The organism is Klebsiella planticola ATCC 33531 (assembly GCF_000735435.1).
GTDB lineage: Bacteria > Pseudomonadota > Gammaproteobacteria > Enterobacterales > Enterobacteriaceae > Klebsiella > Klebsiella planticola.
Genome location: NZ_JMPP01000031.1, coordinates 1 through 1,187 on the forward strand (window position 1 = coordinate 1; position 1,187 = coordinate 1,187).

General features: G+C 56.9%; 3 protein-coding genes. All 3 read left to right on the forward strand.

Going from position 1 to position 1,187, the window contains the following annotated elements:
• Nucleotides 1–442 (forward strand): HemK/PrmC family methyltransferase (locus tag GRPL_RS11215; protein ID WP_032699476.1); only part of this gene is annotated, 442 nt, incomplete at its 5' end.
• The gene (gene sirB2 / locus GRPL_RS11210) at nt 439–831 is read left to right on the forward strand and encodes an invasion regulator SirB2 (protein WP_004863518.1); all 393 of its coding nucleotides are present in this window, start codon (nt 439–441) and stop codon (nt 829–831) included. The genes GRPL_RS11215 and sirB2, both read left to right, overlap by 4 nt.
• A 3-nt stretch (nt 832–834) precedes the next feature.
• Nucleotides 835–1,187: transglutaminase family protein (locus GRPL_RS11205; protein WP_032699478.1), on the forward strand; the 353-nt coding region annotated here is incomplete at its 3' end.

A 1,187-nucleotide genomic window follows, 5' to 3' on the forward strand; every position in this document is an offset into this window, starting at 1 on the left:
GGCGGTGGATTTCATGCCCGATGCGGCGGCATTAGCCGCGCGTAACGCTGAGCGCCTTGCCATCACTAACGTCAGCGTGCTGCAAAGCCACTGGTTCAGCGCGCTGGCCGGGCAGCGGTTCGCCATGATTGTCAGCAACCCGCCCTATATCGACGAAGCCGATCCGCATCTTGAGCAGGGCGATGTTCGTTTTGAGCCAAAAACGGCGCTGGTTGCCGCCGATAACGGTCTGGCCGACCTCGCGCATATCATCCGGGAAGGACGCCGTTTCCTGACGCCCGACGGACTGATGCTGCTGGAACACGGCTGGAAGCAGGGGGACGCGGTACGGGCGCTGTTCCGTGAAGCGGGTTACCACGATGTGACGACCTGCCGTGACTACGGCGATAATGACCGCCTGACGACAGGGCGGTTTTCCGGCATGGAGAAAGCTGGCATATGAATCTGTTTAGCGCGGTGCTGTATCTGCATATAGCGTGTGTGGTGGTTTCCGTCAGTTTATTTACGTTGCGCTACTGGTGGACCTACAGCGGCAATGCCCGGCTGAACCAGCGCTGGGTGCGTATTGCGCCGCACTGCAGCGACACGCTGTTATTTCTGAGCGGCGCAGGATTAATGGCCATAACGCACTATCTGCCTTTCACTGAAGACGGCTCATGGCTGACTGAAAAGCTGTTTGGCGTTATTATTTACATCGCATTGGGTTTTATCGCGCTGGGCCGTCGTCGCCCGCGCAGCCAACAGAGTCGGTTTATTGCCTTTCTGTTGGCTTTGGTGGTGTTGTTCATCATCATACAACTCGCCATTACAAGAACACCGTTACTGGGGTAAGTCATGAGGTCATTAGCTGATTTCGAATTTAATAAAGCGCCATTGTGCGATGGCATGGTCCTCATTTCTGAATTAATCCGCGACGATTTTCCGACGCACTATGTGCAGGATGAACTGGAGCGGCTGCTGGGGCTGGCGCAGGAGGAAATTGCCTCCTCCTGGGATCAGGAGCGTCAGCTGGAGCGGCTGCTGGAGCTGTTCTACCATGAGTGGGGCTTTCGCGATTCCCACGGCGTTTACCGGCTGTCTGATGCTTTGTGGATCGACAAAGTCCTGATTAATCGTCAGGGGAGCGCGGCGTCATTAGGGGCTATCGTGCTGTGGATTGCCCAGCGCCTGTCGCTGCCGCTGGTGCC